We start from the raw sequence: 17,825 nt of genomic DNA, 5'->3' as shown, positions 1-17,825 counted from the left end.
CTAGGCAGCTGAGACGTCCTCAAGGGCGCGCGCAATCTCGGCCGGCAGAACCGTCAATTGCGCGTCCAGCAGTTCCTTCAGCTGAACAGCGTTTCTGGGGCCAATGATTGCGGTGGCAACACCTGGCCTTGAGAGCAGCCAGCTGAGGGATACATCCATGGGAGTCCGGCCCAGTCCACGGGCTGCCATCGCCACGGCTTCCACTACGCGGGACGCGGGGGACTCAAGATAAGGCTCAACGTAACCGGCCAGGCGGCTTTGCGCCGCACGGGAATCGGCAGGAATCTGCCCCCGGTATTTACCGCTGAGTACGCCACGGCCCAAGGGCGCCCACGCCATCAACCCCAGTCCGGCGTCTTCCACGGCAGGGACGAGTTCGGCCTCTGCTTTGCGTTGGACAAGGGAATATTCGGACTGGTTTGCCACGAGGGTGAACCCGGCCACGGCCGCTGCCTTGGCTGTTTGCCAGCCGTTGTAATTGGAGATCCCCACATAGCGGGCACGTCCGCTCCGCTGGGCGAGCTCCAAGGCAGAGAGCGTTTCGTCCAAGGGCACGTTCGGATCCCACTCGTGAGCGAACCAGATATCGATGTAGTCCGTGCCAAGCCTCGCGAGGCTGGCATCAAGGGCGGACAGCATCGCGCCCCGGGATGCGTTGATACTTCGCCTGGAATCGGACGACGACACGCCGGCTTTGGTGGAAATCACAATCTCGGAGCGGGCCACAACGTCGCCCAGCATGGATCCCAACATGGCCTCTGCCCGGCCATGCGCATATGAAGCGGCGGTGTCCACAACAGTGCCTCCGCCGGCAACAAATCCGTGGAGCAGTTCTGCAGCATCCTGCTCGTCAGTCTCCTGGGCCCAGGACATGGTTCCAAGGGACAATGAGGACACACGGAATCCACTGTTTCCGACATAACGCTGCTGCATAGCAGCTAGCTTACGGGGAGTTGGAGTACTTCATGACGTAGGGTCTATTCACGTGAACTGGATAGAAGCAGCCTTGCTGGGCCTGGTGCAGGGCCTCACCGAATTTCTCCCGATTTCCTCGAGCGCACACCTGCGGATCGTGGGCTCATTCCTTCCCGATGCCTCGGACCCCGGTGCTGCCTTCACGGCCATCACGCAGCTGGGCACGGAAACCGCCGTGATTGTCTACTTCTGGCGTGACATCGTCAGGATCGTCCGGGCCTGGTTCGGCTCCCTCACGGGCAAGGTGGAGCGCAACAATCCGGATGCCCGCATGGGCTGGCTGGTCATCCTGGGCAGCCTGCCGATCATCGTCCTGGGCCTGTTGTTCCAAGACCAGATCGAGTCAGTGCTGCGCAGTATGTGGATCGTTGCCACCATGCTGATCGTGTTCGGCATGATCCTCGCTGTTGCCGACGCCATTGGCCGGCAGGAGCGGGATCTCACCCAATTGAGCTACAAGCACGGCATTCTCTACGGCTTCGCCCAAGCAATGGCCCTGATTCCCGGTGTTTCCCGCTCCGGCGGCACCATCACCGCCGGCCTCCTCATGGGGTACACCCGTGAAGCGGCTGCCCGGTACTCCTTCCTCCTGGCCATACCCGCCGTGTTTGGCAGTGGCCTGTACCAGCTCTACAAGACCGTTTCCAACGAAGGTCTTAGTGGTCCCTACGGCCTCCCCGAGACTGCGCTGGCCACAGTCATCGCTTTCGTGGTGGGATACGTCATCATCGGCTGGTTCTTGAAGTTCGTCTCCACCCGCAGTTACCGGCTGTTCGTTTGGTACCGGATCCTCCTGGGCCTGGCTTTGTATGTCCTGCTCGGTTTCAATGTGATCAGCGCCTAGCACTAAGGTTGAGTCGTGAAATCGTGGACCTCCCGCCCTGTACCTGAGCTGCCCGGCACTCTGCCGCAACTACGGCTGTATGACACAGCCCTCGGCCGGGTGGTGGACATTGAGAGACAGCCGGAACAATCAATGTATGTCTGCGGCATCACCCCGTATGACGCTACGCATATGGGACACGCGGCCAGTTATGTGGCTTTTGATCTCCTGAACCGTGCCTGGCGCGATGCCGGCGTCCGGGTCTCCTATGTACAGAACGTCACGGACATAGACGATCCCCTTCTGGAGCGCGCCACAGCCACCGGCGTGGACTGGCGCGAATTGGCCCAGAGCCAGATCGAACTGTTCCAGACAGACATGGACGCCCTGAACGTCCTCGCGCCGAACCACTACATTGGTGCTGTCGAAGCCATCCCGGACATAGTTCCTGCCATCGAGCAGCTCATCGCCGACGGCGTGGCCTATCGCGTTGCCGGCTCCGAAGGAGATCCGGACGGCGATGTGTACTACGACGTCCAGACTGCCGGCAAGCGCTCGGACGCCACAGATGCCTGGACACTGGGCGACGTCTCCGGCCTGGGCGAAAAGGAAATGCTGGAGCTGTTCGCTGAACGGGGTGGAGACCCTTCCAGGGCCGGAAAGCGCCATGCTTTGGATCCTTTGCTGTGGCGCGTTGCCCGCGAGGGCGAGCCCAGCTGGCCCGGAGCCACCCTGGGCGATGGCCGTCCGGGTTGGCACATTGAATGTACGGTGATCGCGCAGAAGTACCTTCCCGCCCCCTTCACCGTCCAAGGCGGTGGATCGGATTTGGTTTTCCCGCACCATGAAATGGGCGCGGGCCATGCCTATTCACTCTCCGGGGTTCCACTGGCCCGGCACTATTCACACGCCGGCATGGTGGGGCTGGACGGGGAGAAGATGAGCAAGTCCAAGGGCAACCTGGTTCTTGTCTCAAAACTTCGCGCTGCCGGGGAGGAACCTGCGGCAATCCGACTTGCCATCCTTGCCCATCACTATCGCTCCGACTGGTCATGGACCGAAGCAGAGTTTGCCGAAGCCAAGGAACGGCTCAAGCAATGGCGCCAGGCCCTGGACCACGCCCCTGCCGGCTCAGCGGCGTCCGTTATAGCAGCGATGCGCAACGAACTTGCCAATGACCTCAACGCTCCCGGTGCGATCGCCGTCGTCGATCACTGGGCAGAAGAAGCAACCAGCTCCGGTGCGGACAGCTCAGCACAGGATGCCGCGCTTGTTAGCGACGCCATCGATGCGCTACTCGGGGTTGAAGTCTAAGCAACCCAATAACCCAGGCAACTCAGGTAACGGCTACGGCCCTGACTTCATGTCAGGGCCGTAGCTTCTTTCAGGGGAAGCGGCCTCTTAGGGACGCTCTTTACCGCGCCTCTTCAAGTAACGCTCGAATTCACGGGCTATGGACTCCCCGGATGCCTCCGGCAGGTCAGCGGTGTCCTTCGCTTCTTCGAGTTGCCGTACATAAGCAGCAATCTCCGGGTCCTCGGTTGCGAGCTCATCCACTCCGCGTTCCCAGGCTTCAGATTCTTCAGCCAAAGGTTGGCTGTCCAACGGGACCTGCAAGAGGTCTTCGATCCTGTGCAGGATGGCCAGCTGCGCCTTGGGGGAGGGCGGTTGGGCAACGTAATGGGGAACCGCTGCCCACAGCGAGACCGTAGGCAGACCTGCAAGCATTGCGAACTCTGCCAGGACACCCACAATGCCCACCGGCCCTTCGTACTGTGAGGCTTCCAGGTTGAGGCGCTCCCGCAGGGAACTGTCTTCCGTGGTGGTGCTCACCGGGATGGGACGGCTGTGAGGAACGTCAGCGAGCAGCGCGCCCACCAGAATCACTGAATCCACCTTGAGGGCTTCAGCATGGACCAGTATCTCGGTGGTGTAAGCACGCCAACGGTAGGAGGGTTCGGTACCGAGTACCAGAACCACATCCACGTTGCTGTCCGGGACTTCGGCTTTGTAAATACGCGTTGAAGGCCATTTCACCTTTCGCGCGCCCGAGGAAGTCCGCCGCACAGTGGGACGGGTGAACTGGAAGTCGTAATATTCCTCAGCGTCCACCGTGGCGACCTTCTTGCCGCCCCAGAGCTTGTTCAAGTAGTGCAGCGCATCACTGGCGGCCTCACCGGCGTCGTTCCAGCCCTCAAACGCGGCGAGCATTACGGTGACACGCTGGCCGTCCGCGGGTTCCTTGAGGAAACGCTCGGGCTCCGCGGTGATGTCCTGTCCTTCGGGGGTCCCGTCCACACTGTTCATCCACTCACCCTACGTCCAAGACCCTTGTGGATGCATGGCATTTCACGCCGAAGCGTGTCCGCGATTCGCCCACAGCGCAACCCGCGGACGGCCGCCCGCCAGGTTCCACGTAGACTGGAAACCATGCATTCCTCACCCAGCCAGCCCCTCCTCAAAGCCGTGCTCTGGGATATGGATGGCACACTCGTGGACACCGAACCCTATTGGATCGCTGCCGAGCGGGAGCTGGTTGAGTCCCACGGCGGGAGCTGGTCCCACCAGCAAGCCATGCAATTGGTGGGACAGTCCTTGCTTCACTCGGCGGCCGTCCTCCAGGCCGCCGGCGTCGAGCTCGAGGCCCGCGAAATCGTGGACACATTGAGCGAACAGGTGATCACACAGGTCCGTAAAGAGGTTCCTTGGCGGCCCGGTGCCCGCGAACTGCTGGACGACCTCCACCAGGCCGGTATTCGCTGCGCCCTGGTCACTATGTCCGAGGGCCCGTTGGCCGGCGTTGTGGTGGAGAGCCTTCCCAAGCCCTACTTTGAGTTCATGGTCACCGGCGATTCCGTGACCAACGGGAAGCCGCACCCGGAGGCCTACCTCACGGCCGTAGAGAGGCTGAGGCTGGAGGATCCTTCCGTGAGCATCCACAACTGCGTTGCCCTCGAGGATTCCATCCCGGGAGCCACCGCGGCCATTGCATCAGGCGTGGTCACCGTTGGAATTCCCCATCAAGTGCCCCTTCCGGAAGACCCCCGAATGATCACGTGGCCTACGCTGGTTGGCCGTACGGCACCGGATCTCCAACGACTCGTGGCTGACCGTTTCGCCGCAGCGAACCTGCTTGAAGGGGCCAACTAGGTGACCAGCCCGTCCACACCGCACCACGCACAAAGCAAAAAACGCGATGGTATCCCGCTCGGGAGAATCGCCGGCATTCCGGTCTACTTGGCCTACTCGTGGTTCATTATCGCTGGCTTCACGGTGATCGTGTACGGCCCCGCGCTGCTGGTTCGAACGCCCGATCTCGGCGTCGGAGCGTATTTCGTCGCCTTGGGATACGCCTTGCTCCTTGCGGTATCCGTGCTGGTCCACGAGTTGGCGCATGCTCTCAGTGCAAAGGCCTTCAATTGGCCCTCGGAAAAAATCGTGCTCAACCTTTGGGGCGGCCATACCCAATTTGAGAGCTTCACAGCTTCGCCGGGTCGCTCGGTAGTGGTCGCCCTGGCCGGACCTGTCTCCAACTTCGTTTTGGCGGCCGGGATGTGGGCCGTGCTCTCCACCGGTGTTCTGAGTGGTGTCCCGGATACCCTCGCGAACATCCTGATGTGGGCCAACCTCCTGATCGGCTTGTTCAACGTTCTTCCCGGCCTGCCGCTGGATGGCGGCCGCCTGGTGGAGTCCGCCGTTTGGAAAGCCACCGGCAGCCAGGACAAAGGCACCATCGCCGCCGGTTGGTCAGGTCGCATCATCGTCGCCGCGCTGGTTATCTGGTTCATCGGACTGCCACTCCTTAACGGCACCCCCTTGGACATCAGCCTCATACTCATCACCGTGCTCGTCTGTGGTTTCCTTTGGATGGGCGCCTCGAGCTCCATCCACCACGCGAAGCTGCGCAGCCGCCTCTACCTGGTCAGTGCCGCCGGCCTGGCAGAACCTGCAGTAGGAGTGGCGAACTCGGCCACGGTGGCAGACGTCCTGGCCATCTCACCGGCCGGAAGTCCCGCCGTCGTCATTTGCGGTCCGGACGGCAAGCCTCAAGGCGTTGTGGATTTCAGCGCAACCCTCGGAGTGCCCGCCGCATCTGCGGCGACGACGCCCGTTACCGCCGTGTCACACGCCCTGGGTGCCGGCGCTTATGTCCCTGAATGGTCCAAGGGGCAGGAATTGATCCAGTACTTGGCTCGTCTGGACGGCGGCGAATACGCTGTGGTTGATCACAACGGAATCGTCACGGGGCTGCTTCGGCAACAAGCTGTAGTGACTGCCATTACAGGTAAGGAAGCACGCAGGAGCGGGCGCGCCTGACTGCGTTGCCGGTAGAGTTACATGCCGGCGGTTAGACAAAAGTAGAGCCATTGACTTTTTGGCGCCCACCAGCCGGTCAGACACCGCGGCCCAGCCGTACAGGAGCGAGGAACACCACATGAGCAGCGAAACCGCCGCCCCCGCAGCAAGCACAGGCACTGACGAGTCAGCCAACGGTCCGGCCGCACAGCCGACGGGTGCTGCACGACGCCGCGGGCCTTTCCGTGTGGGCGAGCGGGTCCAGCTCACGGACGAGCGCGGGCGGATGAATACCATCACGCTGGAGGTGGGCGGGGCTTTCCACACCCACCGGGGTTTCCTGAACCATGATGAAATCATCGGCAAGGTTGATGGTTCCGTGGTCAGCAACAACGTTGGCCAGCAGTATCAGACGCTGCGCCCGCTGCTCTCTGACTTCGTTCTGTCCATGCCCCGTGGTGCGGCAGTGGTTTACCCCAAGGATGCCGCCCAGATCGTCACCATGGCGGACATCTTCCCCGGCGCGCGGGTGGTTGAGGCAGGTGTCGGCTCCGGTGCGCTCTCCATTTCCCTGTTGCGCGCAGTCGGCGACGGCGGCTACCTCCACTCCTTCGAGCGGCGCGAAGAATTCGCGGACATCGCCCGTGGAAACGTTGAGACCATCTTTGGCGGTCCCCATCCCGCATGGCAGATCTCCCTGGGTGACTTCCAGGAAGAGGTTGTCAAAGCAGAAGCCCCGGGTTCCGTGGACCGGGTTGTCCTGGACATGCTCGCTCCCTGGGAGTGCTTGGACGCTGTGGCCACTGTCCTGGCACCCGGTGGTGTCTGGATCAATTACGTGGCTACTGTTACCCAGTTGTCCCGCACCGCCGAAGCGATCCGCGCTGATGGCCGCTTCACTGAGCCGGATGCCTGGGAATCAATGGTTCGTGGCTGGCACCTGGAGGGCTTGGCTGTTCGTCCGGACCACCGCATGGTGGCCCACACCGGTTTCCTCCTGGTTACCCGCCGCCTGGCTGAGGGAGTCACCGGAATTTCGGTGAAGCGCCGCCCGTCCAAGACTGAATTCAGCGAAGAGGACCTCAACGCCTGGACCCCTGCAGCAGTGGGGGAGCGCGCCGTCTCTGACAAGAAACTGCGACGTGCAGCGCGTGACGCAATTGCCGGGACCAACGTTCAGGATGATCCCTCAGTCACAAACTGACAAAGGTCACAATAGGGTTCGCATTCCGAATGTCACACAGCACCCTGAGCTTTTCGGGACTAAGGTCTTGTTAAGCGCAGGAAGGGGCTGATGAATCGTGGATACGTCAAACAACGACCTTGGACGGCCGACGCCGGAAGATGCAAACGGCGAAGCGGAGAATGCGGCAGGCCGGAGGCTCGGCGCTGTTCAACCGCCGGAGACCTCGAGTGAGCTGACTGTTGCCGAACGGCAGATCAACATTCTTCGGGACAAACTTCGCCACATCGACCGCCAGTTGGCTGCTGCCACCCAGAACAACAGCAAACTTGTCAGCATGCTGGAAACAGCCAAGGCTGAGATCCTTCGCTTGAAGGGCGCCTTGGAGCAGGAGGGCCAACCCCCATACAGCTTTGGCACCGTGGTGCAGATCAACCCGCGGAAGCAGCCGGCTGCCGGCAGTTCAGGACAAGCCGCCACTGAAGAGTCCGTGGACATCTTCAACGCGGGGCGCAAGATGCGTGTTGGCGTCAGCCCGCTCGTGAACCTCAATCAGCTTGCCGTCGGGCAGGAAGTTCTGCTCAACGAGGCACTGCTGGTAGTGGCGGGCCTCGGCTACGAACGTGCAGGCGAACTTGTCACCCTCAAGGAAATGCTGGGCAAGGACCGGGCGCTGGTGGTTGGCCGTGCCGATGAAGAGCGTGTGGTCCGGTTGTCGGGGGCGCTCCAAAGTGTTCACCTGAAAGTCGGCGATGCTTTGTCCCTCGACTCACGGACAGGCTATGCGCTGGAGAAGGTTCCCCGCGCCGAAGTGGAGAACCTGGTCCTCGAAGAAGTTCCGGACATCACCTATCAGGACATCGGCGGCCTTGGCCCGCAGATCGAGCAGATCCGCGATGCCGTGGAGTTGCCGTTCCTCCATCCGGACCTCTACCGCGAGCATGGACTGAAGGCCCCTAAAGGCATCCTCCTCTACGGTCCTCCAGGCTGCGGCAAGACCCTCATCGCCAAGGCAGTAGCGAATTCCCTTGCCGCCCGGGCAGCGGAACGTGCCGGCAACACCGATCTCAAGAGCTACTTCCTCAATATCAAGGGGCCCGAGCTCCTGGACAAGTACGTGGGAGAGACTGAGCGGCACATCCGGCTGATCTTCTCCCGTGCCCGTGAAAAGGCTTCGGACGGCAGCCCCGTGGTGGTCTTCTTCGACGAAATGGACTCGTTGTTCCGCACCCGCGGTACCGGCGTTTCCTCGGACGTCGAAACCACCATCGTGCCTCAGCTGCTCAGTGAAATCGACGGCGTGGAGCGTCTGGACAACGTGATCGTTATTGGCGCCTCCAACCGTGAGGACATGATCGATCCCGCCATCCTTCGTCCCGGTCGCCTCGACGTCAAGGTCAAGATCCAACGACCCGACGCCGAAGCTGCCGCCGACATCTTCGCCAAATACATCACAACTGACCTGCCCTTCCATCCTCAGGACCTGGCGGAGTACGGCGGCGACGTCCAGGCCACTGTGGATGCCATGGTCCAGCGCACGGTGGAGGCAATGTACTCCACAGAGAAGTCCAATGAATACCTTGAGGTCACCTACGCCAATGGCGATACCGAGATGCTGTACTTCAAGGACTTCAATTCCGGCGCCGTGGTCCAGAACGTAGTGGACCGTGCCAAAAAGTACGCCATCAAGGATTTGCTGACCACCCACCAGAAGGGTCTTCGGATCGATCACCTGCTCCGGGCCGTTGTGGATGAATTCCGTGAGCACGAGGACATGCCCAACACCACCAACCCGGATGACTGGGCCAGGATTTCGGGCAAGAAGGGCGAGAGGATCACCTACATCAGGACCATTGTTCAGGGCAAGGCCGGTCAGGAGCCCGGTAAGTCCATAGAAACCACCGCCAACACGGGTCAGTACCTGTGACAGCAAGGCCCGAGGGTTCACCCGCAGAGAAACTCCCCGCAGGCGGCGCCATGCGCGTCATGGGCTCGGAAACTGAATATGGGATCCATGCTCCGTCAGCTCCAGGTGCCAACGCCACCATGATGTCCGCCCGGATCATTCAGGCATATGCCACTGTGACCCGGCAGCGGGCGGCCGGCGGGGCGGAGACACGATGGGACTACACGGACGAGGAACCGTTGCACGACGCCCGCGGCTGGACCATGGACAAGGCGGCAGCAGATCCGAGCCAGCTGACGGACCAACCGCCGGTGCTCGACGCCGAAGCGGTCGCCTTGGCATATGGCCGCCAGGATTTGGAACTGGACGGAGCAGACGAGTCCGGTTCCCTCCTGATGAACATGGTCCTGGGCAATGGTGCACGCCTTTATGTGGACCATGCTCACCCGGAGTACTCCAGCCCGGAGGTCACCAATCCACGCGATGCCGTGGCATGGGATGCCGCCGGTGACCTGGTGGCCTTGGCCACGGTTCGGAAGGTCGCTGCCGATCCATCGCTTCCGGCCATCAATCTCTATAAGAACAACACTGACAGCAAGTCTGTGTCCTACGGCTCGCATGAGAATTACCTCATGCCCCGCTCTGTACCCTTCGGGGACATCATCCGCGGGCTCACGCCATTCTTCATCTCCCGTCAGGTGATTTGTGGCGCAGGCAAGGTGGGGCTGGGGCAGGACGGCTCAACGCCCGGTTACCAGATCAGCCAGCGGGCGGACTTTTTCGAAGCAGAAGTGGGACTGGAGACAACCATCCGGCGCCCCATCATCAATACCAGGGACGAGCCACACGCCACGGCCGACAAATACCGGCGCCTCCACGTCATCATTGGGGACGCCAACCTCAGCCAGGCTTCGAACTTCCTGAAATTCGGAACCACGGCCATGGTCCTTAGCCTCATAGAGGCAGGCCAGGCACCCAAAATCGAAGTCCATGAACCCGTCCAAGCGCTCCAGGCCGTCAGTCACGACACCACTTTGACCACAACCGTCAGGCTCCTGGACGGAAGACGAGTAACAGCCCTCGAACTTCAATGGATGTATTTCGAGGCAGCCGCCAAGCTGGCCCAGGAGACCGGGGTGGCAGATTCAGTCACCGGAGACGGCCACACGCATCAGGTCCTGTCTCAGTGGGAGGCCACACTGACAACCTTGGGGACGGATCCCGATGCCGCCGCATCGTCCGTGGAGTGGGTGGCCAAGAAGTCACTTCTTGAGGGCTACCGGAACCGTGACGGACTGGCGTGGGAGGATGCCCGGCTCGGCTTGGTGGATCTTCAATGGTCTGATATCCGGCCTGAGAAGGGCCTCTACTACAGGATGCTCTCCAGGGATCGGATGATGCGAATTGTGGACGACGCCCACATCACCCGTGCGGTGACCGAACCGCCGTCGGACACGCGGGCCTACTTCCGGGGGCGCTGCGTTTCCAGCTTCGGCAAAGACGTTGTGGGCGCCAGTTGGGACTCGGTGATTTTTGATGTGCCCGGGCTGGGTAAACTGCAGCGGGTGCCCACGCGGGAGCCTTTGAGGGGAACCAAGGCTTTGACCGGCGCCCTCTTTGACCGCCACGCGGATGCTGCCTCGTTCCTGGCCGAATTGTTGGGTCAGGCGCCACCAGCTGTGAGGAGTTGAGGAATGCCCGCCACAGGAATATCCGTCGACGGCCAAAGCCCTCCGCAGCACCGCTCAGCGTGGCAATATGGCAGTAGGAAGTCTCTGTCCTTAGGAGACTGACAGTAGGGAGAAAGAAATGGCATCACAGGAGCAGCAACAACCGCAGTCACGGGAAACCGAGACCGAAGTGGACGTACCGGAGGCGCCACCGGCAGCACCGGAGGCACAAGCCTCGGACGCCACGCAAGGCGTGGATGATCTCCTCGACGAAATCGACGGCGTCCTTGAATCCAACGCCGAAGAGTTCGTCAGGGCGTTTGTCCAAAAGGGCGGCCAGTAGGCGGATCCGCCAGAGGATGTACTGCCCGGCCGGCGTGAGGCCGCCGGGCATCGGAATGCAGAGTCGAAGGAGTGCAGCAATGCAGGACCCATCAACCGGCCCCCTGGCCACCCAGGCAACGTCTTCTTTCACGGAGCACCTTCAACGCTCGCGTCCCGAACTCCTTCCCTTCAATCAATCGTTACCCGCCGGAATGGTGCCGCAGTCCCCGCATGCCACCACGATCGTCGCGCTGACTTACGCCGGTGGCGTACTGATGGCCGGGGATCGCAGAGCCACCATGGGCAACATCATCGCCAGCCGGCACATCGAGAAAGTGTTTCCGGCGGACGAGTACTCGGTTCTCGGTATCGCTGGTACCGCAGGCCTTGCGATTGATATCACCAGGCTTTTCCAAGTTGAGCTGGAGCACTACGAAAAAATCGAAGGCACACTCCTCAGCCTCGTTGGTAAGGCCAACCGCCTGGGCGCCATGATCCGCGGAAACCTGCCCATGGCAATGCAGGGGATGGCAGTGATTCCCTTGTTCGCAGGCTTCGATCAAAGCTCCGGTGTAGGCCGCTTGTTCTCCTACGACGTCACAGGCGGGCGATATGAAGAGCAGGAGCATCACTCCGTTGGTTCCGGTTCGGTGTTCGCCCGCGGAGCCCTGAAGAAGCTGTGGAAGCCGAACCTGTCTGAAGAGAATGCCGTTGCTGTGGCCGTTGAGGCACTCTACGACGCCGCCGACGACGACTCCGCCACCGGCGGGCCTGACCCCGTCCGGCAGTTGTGGCCGGTGGTTTATACAGTCAATCGCTCCGGCAATAGACGTGTACCTGAACGCGACCTGGCCGCGATAGCCGGCGCAATTGTTGAATCGCGGGCTGCCGCCGGACGGGAGGCCTGATATGACCCAGCAGTTCTACGTCTCTCCGGAGCAGCTGATGAAGGACCGTGCGGACTTCGCACGGAAGGGCATAGCCCGCGGGCGCTCTGTTGTGGTGATCAGCTGCGCGGACGGCATTGCGTTGATCGCCGAGAACCCTTCGCCATCGCTGCACAAAATTGGCGAAATCTACGACAAAATCGCCTTCGCTGCAGTGGGCAAGTACAACGAGTTTGAAAGCCTGAGGCAAGCAGGAGTCCGCTACGCAGACGTCCGCGGATACTCCTACGACCGCGAGGACGTGACGGCGCGCGGCTTGGCCAGTGTCTACGCTCAGAGCCTGGGTGCGGTGTTTACGGCCGAGCAGAAGCCGTTCGAAGTGGAATTGGCTGTGGCCGAGGTTGGTTTCACCCAAGAGCAGGATCACCTGTACCGCCTGACCTTTGATGGATCAATCGCCGATGAGAACGGCTTTGTGGTGATGGGCGGGCTCGCCGACCAGATTTCCGACGTCGTCAATGGGGCTTGGGAGCCCGAACTCACCTTGGCGGGCGCCATGCAACTGGCGCTGCGTGCGCTGGCCACCAACAAGGAAGTTGACGAACTACCCGCCACCGCCGTCGAAGCCGCTGTGCTGTACCGCGCTTCGGAAAGCAACCGCGGGTCCCGCAGGGCGTTCCGGCGGCTTCTGCCGGAAGACATGACCCGGTTGCTCACAGAGGAGAGCTGAGATGGATAAGCGGATATTTGGCATCGAAACTGAGTTCGGGATTTCGTACTCCAGTCCGGATTCGCGTCCCTTGGCGCCCGAGGAAGTGGCACGGTACCTCTTTCGCAAGGTGGTCAGTTGGGGCAGGTCCTCGAACGTTTTCCTCACCAACGGTTCACGGCTCTACCTCGATGTGGGCTCGCACCCGGAGTATGCCACCGCGGAGTGCGATGACCTCGCCCAGCTCATCGCCCATGACAGGGCCGGCGAACTTATCCTGGACGACCTCGTTGACGAGGCGCAGGCCAGGCTCGCCGCCGAGGGCTTCAACGGCACGGTGTACCTTTTCAAGAACAACACCGATTCCGCGGGCAATTCCTATGGCAGCCATGAGAATTACCTCATACCGCGCCGCGGAGAGTTTTCCCGCCTCGCCGAGATACTGATTCCCTTCCTGGTGACAAGGCAACTGATCGCCGGTGCCGGCAAAGTACTGAAGACCCCCCACGGTGCCACGTTTGCTTTCTCTCAGCGGGCCGACCATATCTGGGAAGGCGTCTCCTCGGCGACCACCAGGTCCAGGCCCATCATCAACACGCGCGATGAGCCGCATGCGGATGCCGAATTTTATCGGCGCCTTCATGTCATTGTGGGGGACTCCAACATGTCCGAGACCTCGGCGCTGCTCAAGGTCGGTACGGTGGACCTTATCCTCCGCATGATCGAGGCCGGCGTCATTATGCGTGACATGCGCATGGAGAATCCCATCCGCAGCATCCGCGAAATCTCCCACGACCTCACCGGCCGCGCACTGGTCCGCTTGGCCAACGGCCGCCAGCTGACGGCCCTGGATATTCAGCGGGAATACCTCAACAAGGTCACCGAGTTTGTTGCCGCCAATGGTGCCCATAATGCCCACGTTCCCCTCATCCTGGACTTGTGGGAGCGGACCTTGAACGCGATTGAAAGCGGCGACACCAGCACCATCGATACCGAAGTGGACTGGGCCATCAAGAAGAAGCTCATGGACGGCTACATGCGCCGCCACGATCTCAGCCTCGATTCACCGCGGATTGCCCAATTGGACCTTACTTACCACGACATCTCCCGGCAACGCGGCATCTTCTTCTTGCTGCAGGCCCGGGGTGCAGCACGCAGACTGGTCACTGAAACCGATGTCAAGGATGCTGTGGACGCTCCACCCCAGACCACACGCGCAAAACTGCGGGGAGATTTTGTACGGCGGGCACAGGAGCTGGGCCGCGACTACACAGTGGACTGGGTGCACCTGAAACTCAACGACCGCGCACACCAAACCATCCTCTGCAAAGATCCGTTCCGGAACGTTGACGAGCGGGTGGATGCCCTCTTGGACTCCATGGGCTAAAACGGTTTATAAGCTGGCTCCCAGCTTCACGGGCTATTCTGGATAGTGGTCTCTTCCCGAGATACACCCTGCTTGGATGCGCTACGCGCCTTTCCGAGTGTCCCTTTGCCCCGACGAAAGTGTCTTTTTGTGCGCCGACTCCTAGCAATTCTCCTTCCCGCCTTGCTTCTCATGACCGCGTGCGGAGGTGGAGAGACACCGGCTGCCGAGCCCACCAGCAAATCAGTGGGTGACGTCTCCAAGCTCGACTCCCTTAAGGTCACGGACAACGGCAATGACAAAGCACCCGGCATCGAATTCTCCAAGCCTCTGGCAGTAACAGGCCCCACCGTCAAGGTTGTCAAGGAAGGCGATGGCGAGCCCGTCAAAATGGGCCAGATTGCCGAACTGGTGTTCATCGCGGTGGACGGCGCCGATGGCAAGACCCTTGAGGACGGATACGCCAAGGGACCCCAGGCAATCGAACTCTCCGAGCAGATGAAAGCCGGCAATGAGCTGATCTTTGACGCCATCATCGGCGCCAAGGTAGGCAGCCATGTAGCCATCGCTGCTCCAGGTAACTCCTCGGCGTCGGACGGCGCCTCTCCTTCGGCTCCTGCCTCCTCCCAACTGGTGATCTTCAAGATTGCCTCGGCGAAAGACGCCCCCGGCCTTCTGAGCAAGGAAGAGACCGATCAGCTGGACAAGGACGGCAAGCTGCCCAAGGTGACCTTTGATGACAAGGGCGCACCTTCAGTGGAGATTCCCAAGACTGATGCCCCTGCAGGTCTTTCGGTGAAGGTCCTTTCCGAGGGCAATGGAGAGGAATTGAAGGACTCCGACACCATTGATGCCAACTACACCGGCTGGCGCTGGGAGGACAGCACCAAGTTCGACTCCAGTTATGACCGCGGCGAGGCCGCTACGTTCGGGCTGAACCAGGTCATCAAGGGCTGGACGCTTGGACTTACGGGCCAGAAGGTGGGCTCGAAGGTTCTCCTGACCATTCCCACGGATCTCGCCTATGGCGCAAGCGCCGCTGCCCAGGGCAAGCCTGCAGGCCCGTTGGTGTTTGTCGTCGAGATCACCGGCAAGAAGTAAGAACTGACACGGGTTCTGGCTAAGCTGGTTCCTGAAAAGTTTTACGTCCCCAAAACCCAAGGAGCACCCATGTCATTTGGTCAGCGTGACTTTGACCGCACCAAGCCCGAAATCGACTTCCCGGAAGGCGACGTTCCCACGGACCTCGTCATCACGGATTTGATTGAGGGCACGGGCCCCGAAGCCAAGGCCGGGGACACCGTCTCCACCCACTACGTGGGCGTTGCCTGGTCCACGGGCGAAGAATTCGACGCTTCCTGGGGCCGGGGCGCTCCGCTCGACTTCCGCGTTGGCGTCGGTCAGGTCATCCAGGGCTGGGACCAAGGCCTGCTGGGCATGAAGGTAGGCGGTCGCCGTCGCCTGGAGATCCCCTCGGAGCTCGCCTACGGCTCGCGTGGCGCCGGTGGAGCAATCAAGCCCAACGAGGCCTTGATCTTCGTGGTGGACCTCGTGGCTGTCCGCTAGGACCCTGTCTTTTCGCAAGGCGCGTTACCTTCCGGTTTCACCGGCAGGTGACGCGCCTTGCTGCTTTCGGGCAGGTCTTTAGTAACGTAGCAACCGTGTCCGCATCCCGCACTGAACGTCTCCTGAACCTTCTCCTGGCTTTGCTCAATACCAAAGTGGGCCTCCCGCGCGCTGTGCTGCGCGAGAAGGTCTACCACGATTCCGCGGACAACGACGTCGCCTTTGGCCGCATGTTTGAGCGCGACAAAGTGGATTTGAAGCAGTTCGGCTTTGAGATCGAAACTTTGATGGATCCCCGCAACTTTGGCGCCGATGACCCCGCTTCGGCCCGTTACCGGATCGGCAAAGACTCCAATCGCCTTCCCGACGTGAGCTTGACGCCTGCAGAGAGCACCATCCTGCTGCTTGCTGCGCAGCTTTGGGAACGAGCCGCATTGGGAACTGCAGCCGCCAACGCCGTGCGTAAGTTGCAGGCCGCCGGAGGCTTCACCGACGTGGACCTTCCTGCAGGTGTGCAGCCGCGGATCAAGCCTGCCGGACAAGCATTTGATGACGTCATAGCAGCCATGCATGGCAAGCATCCGGTCCGGTTCGGCTACCTGACCATCAGAACGGGTCAGGAGGAGGTCCGCGAAGTAGAGCCTTGGGGCTTGGGCAGCCGCTTCGGTCAGTGGTACCTCGTTGGCCTGGACCGGGGGAGAGGGGCCAAAAGGCTCTTCAGACTCTCACGGATGACCACGGCAGTAAGCGTGATTACCGGCAGCACCTTCCAGCCGCCTGAAGGCTTCAACGCCCGGGCTGAGTTGGACGAACTCAAAGAACTCCCCGTTCAGCAAGCCACCCTTGATGTCGAAAAGGACCGACTGCTTGCCCTGCGCAAAAAGGCCACATCCGTCGAAGAAGCACCAGACAAGAGTGGCCATGACCGAATAACGGTTGATTTCCGGGATCCGGAGCAGCTTGCTGAAGAGCTGGCATCCTATGGGCCCCGTGTGTTGGTGGCTGGACCCGCGGAACTGCGTGCCGCCGTCGTACGCCGCCTCACAGCCGCCGCGGACTTTGACGACGCCCCGCCTGTACCTATTGAGTTTCCCGAAGCAGGACGTGCGCCGCGGGCACGGAAGCGCACCTCCGAAGACCAGCTGGCCAGGATGTTGCAACTGGTACCTTTCCTGGTCCACCACCAGGGCCTGCACATCCAGGAGGTGGCTGACCACTTTGGCATCAGCCGCAAGGCTTTGATCGATGACTTGAAGATCCTCATCTGTTCGGGCCTGCCCGAGGGCTATCCGGACGACCTCCTGGACATTCAGTGGGAGAACGACCACGTCTACATCTCCGAGCACCTGGACCTGAACCGGCCGGTGCGTTTCAGCGAGGACGAAGCCGCAGCATTACTGACCGGGCTGGCCATGCTGGGAGACCTGCCTGCGCTGGCCGGCATGACTGAGGACGAGTCCGGCAGTGCACTGGAATCGGTCACCATTAAGTTGACTGGTGCGGCAGGGCAGGCAGCCAGATTGGCCGGCTCCGTGTCCGGCCAGTCGGTGGCGCCCGAACAGTCACAGGCTTTTGCCGTCATAACCCAGGCCATCAGGGAAGGCCAGCAGCTGCGGCTCAGGTACTTCTCTTTGCAACGCGATGAAGTGACCGAGCGCGATGTTGACCCCCTGCGCCTCTATTCCCTGGACAACACGTGGTACTTCGAGGCGTACTGCCACAGCAAGGCCGGTATCAGAAACTTTCGGCTGGACAGGGTGGAAACCCTGGAGCCCAATGGTCGGGCTGTCTCCGGGGCCGCAACCGCCGGGCAGGATTTTCCGGCACGGCTGTTCACACCCGGAGACGACGACGTCCTGGTGACCCTCCAACTGACCCGGCAGGGTGCCGGACTGGCGGATGATTACTACGCCGAACGCACCGCCCAACTGCCCGACGGCGGCCTGCTCGCCGAGGTGAGATTTGGCGACGCAGGTTGGCTGCCGATGTTCGTTTCCCAGCACGGGGGTTCAGTGCGGATTCTCGAACCGGGGAACTTGCGTCAGGAAACCCGTGCGTGGATCGACGCAGCTTTGGTTCAGTACAACTCACCAACGGGGACCAAGGCTGGCTAGACTACT

At 61.4% G+C, this 17,825-nt stretch carries 16 protein-coding genes; 14 read left to right on the top strand and 2 right to left on the bottom strand.

The window, feature by feature from the left end; translation table 11 throughout:
* Entirely contained in the window at positions 1-933 is a 933-nt protein-coding gene (locus tag BACI9J_RS09730; RefSeq protein ID WP_159734192.1) for an aldo/keto reductase, read from the bottom strand.
* A 52-nt stretch (positions 934-985) separates the two neighbouring features.
* Here BACI9J_RS09730 and BACI9J_RS09725 point away from each other — a divergent pair, with 52 nt between their 5' ends.
* Both BACI9J_RS09725 and mshC read left to right on the top strand, forming a co-directional pair.
* On the top strand, positions 986-1,819 hold the full coding sequence (locus BACI9J_RS09725; RefSeq protein ID WP_159734191.1) for an undecaprenyl-diphosphate phosphatase: 834 nt from the start codon (positions 986-988) through the stop codon (positions 1,817-1,819).
* Between the two features lie 15 nt (positions 1,820-1,834).
* On the top strand, positions 1,835-3,112 hold the full coding sequence (gene mshC, locus BACI9J_RS09720; RefSeq protein ID WP_159734190.1) for a cysteine--1-D-myo-inosityl 2-amino-2-deoxy-alpha-D-glucopyranoside ligase: 1,278 nt from the start codon (positions 1,835-1,837) through the stop codon (positions 3,110-3,112).
* A gap of 87 nt (positions 3,113-3,199) precedes the next feature.
* On the opposite strand, the gene BACI9J_RS09715 is transcribed toward mshC, so the two are convergent.
* Complete coding sequence (locus tag BACI9J_RS09715) at positions 3,200-4,105, bottom strand: PAC2 family protein (RefSeq protein WP_159734189.1); 906 nt, start codon at positions 4,103-4,105, stop codon at positions 3,200-3,202.
* 30 nt (positions 4,106-4,135) lie between these two features.
* On the opposite strand from BACI9J_RS09715, the gene BACI9J_RS09710 reads away from it, so the two are divergent.
* The 12 genes from BACI9J_RS09710 to BACI9J_RS09655 all read left to right on the top strand — a co-directional run bounded on the left by BACI9J_RS09710 (position 4,136) and on the right by BACI9J_RS09655 (position 17,819).
* A complete protein-coding gene (locus BACI9J_RS09710; protein WP_159734188.1) occupies positions 4,136-4,948 on the top strand; it encodes an HAD family hydrolase in 813 nt (270 codons plus the stop codon).
* On the top strand, positions 4,949-6,115 hold the full coding sequence (locus BACI9J_RS09705; protein ID WP_159734187.1) for a site-2 protease family protein: 1,167 nt from the start codon (positions 4,949-4,951) through the stop codon (positions 6,113-6,115).
* 118 nt (positions 6,116-6,233) lie between these two features.
* The gene (locus tag BACI9J_RS09700) at positions 6,234-7,298 is read left to right on the top strand and encodes a tRNA (adenine-N1)-methyltransferase (RefSeq protein WP_159734186.1); all 1,065 of its coding nucleotides are present in this window, start codon (positions 6,234-6,236) and stop codon (positions 7,296-7,298) included.
* A 97-nt stretch (positions 7,299-7,395) separates the two neighbouring features.
* Positions 7,396-9,204, top strand: a complete 1,809-nt coding sequence (gene arc / locus BACI9J_RS09695) for a proteasome ATPase (protein ID WP_201296551.1) — start codon at positions 7,396-7,398, stop codon at positions 9,202-9,204.
* A 50-nt stretch (positions 9,205-9,254) separates the two neighbouring features.
* Positions 9,255-10,874 carry a depupylase/deamidase Dop gene (dop, locus tag BACI9J_RS09690; protein ID WP_159736417.1) on the top strand — a complete coding sequence of 540 codons (1,620 nt, stop codon included), beginning with the start codon at positions 9,255-9,257 and terminating at the stop codon, positions 10,872-10,874.
* 118 nt (positions 10,875-10,992) lie between these two features.
* Positions 10,993-11,196, top strand: a complete 204-nt coding sequence (locus BACI9J_RS09685; protein ID WP_159734185.1) for a ubiquitin-like protein Pup — start codon at positions 10,993-10,995, stop codon at positions 11,194-11,196.
* Between the two features lie 79 nt (positions 11,197-11,275).
* Entirely contained in the window at positions 11,276-12,085 is an 810-nt protein-coding gene (gene prcB, locus BACI9J_RS09680; RefSeq protein ID WP_159734184.1) for a proteasome subunit beta, read from the top strand.
* A 1-nt stretch (position 12,086) separates the two neighbouring features.
* A complete protein-coding gene (prcA, locus tag BACI9J_RS09675; RefSeq protein WP_159734183.1) occupies positions 12,087-12,794 on the top strand; it encodes a proteasome subunit alpha in 708 nt (235 codons plus the stop codon).
* Between the two features lies 1 nt (position 12,795).
* Positions 12,796-14,160 carry a Pup--protein ligase gene (gene pafA, locus BACI9J_RS09670; protein WP_159734182.1) on the top strand — a complete coding sequence of 455 codons (1,365 nt, stop codon included), beginning with the start codon at positions 12,796-12,798 and terminating at the stop codon, positions 14,158-14,160.
* A 129-nt stretch (positions 14,161-14,289) separates the two neighbouring features.
* Positions 14,290-15,240, top strand: a complete 951-nt coding sequence (locus tag BACI9J_RS09665; protein WP_236558631.1) for an FKBP-type peptidyl-prolyl cis-trans isomerase — start codon at positions 14,290-14,292, stop codon at positions 15,238-15,240.
* 69 nt (positions 15,241-15,309) lie between these two features.
* Positions 15,310-15,705, top strand: a complete 396-nt coding sequence (locus tag BACI9J_RS09660; protein WP_017200957.1) for an FKBP-type peptidyl-prolyl cis-trans isomerase — start codon at positions 15,310-15,312, stop codon at positions 15,703-15,705.
* A gap of 95 nt (positions 15,706-15,800) precedes the next feature.
* A complete protein-coding gene (locus BACI9J_RS09655; RefSeq protein ID WP_201296550.1) occupies positions 15,801-17,819 on the top strand; it encodes a helix-turn-helix transcriptional regulator in 2,019 nt (672 codons plus the stop codon).
* Positions 17,820-17,825 lie beyond the last annotated feature (6 nt).

It is taken from the genome of Arthrobacter sp. 9V (genome assembly GCF_902506065.1).
In the GTDB taxonomy this organism is placed as follows: Bacteria; Actinomycetota; Actinomycetes; order Actinomycetales; family Micrococcaceae; genus Arthrobacter.
The sequence above is the reverse complement of the archived record's forward strand: the minus strand, read 5'-3'. Positions and strand labels throughout refer to the sequence as shown.

Bases quoted from the DNA above. Each gene is read 5' to 3' on its own strand.
- dop (WP_159736417.1), top strand. From the start codon at position 9,255: ATGCGCGTCATGGGCTCGGAAACTGAATATGGGATCCATGCTCCGTCA.
- BACI9J_RS09730 (WP_159734192.1), bottom strand. From the start codon at position 933: ATGCAGCAGCGTTATGTCGGAAACAGTGGATTCCGTGTGTCCTCATTG.
- BACI9J_RS09700 (WP_159734186.1), top strand. From the start codon at position 6,234: ATGAGCAGCGAAACCGCCGCCCCCGCAGCAAGCACAGGCACTGACGAG.
- prcA (WP_159734183.1), top strand. From the start codon at position 12,087: ATGACCCAGCAGTTCTACGTCTCTCCGGAGCAGCTGATGAAGGACCGT.
- BACI9J_RS09715 (WP_159734189.1), bottom strand. From the start codon at position 4,105: ATGAACAGTGTGGACGGGACCCCCGAAGGACAGGACATCACCGCGGAG.
- pafA (WP_159734182.1), top strand. From the start codon at position 12,796: ATGGATAAGCGGATATTTGGCATCGAAACTGAGTTCGGGATTTCGTAC.
- BACI9J_RS09710 (WP_159734188.1), top strand. From the start codon at position 4,136: ATGCATGGCATTTCACGCCGAAGCGTGTCCGCGATTCGCCCACAGCGC.
- BACI9J_RS09660 (WP_017200957.1), top strand. From the start codon at position 15,310: ATGTCATTTGGTCAGCGTGACTTTGACCGCACCAAGCCCGAAATCGAC.
- prcB (WP_159734184.1), top strand. From the start codon at position 11,276: ATGCAGGACCCATCAACCGGCCCCCTGGCCACCCAGGCAACGTCTTCT.
- BACI9J_RS09685 (WP_159734185.1), top strand. From the start codon at position 10,993: ATGGCATCACAGGAGCAGCAACAACCGCAGTCACGGGAAACCGAGACC.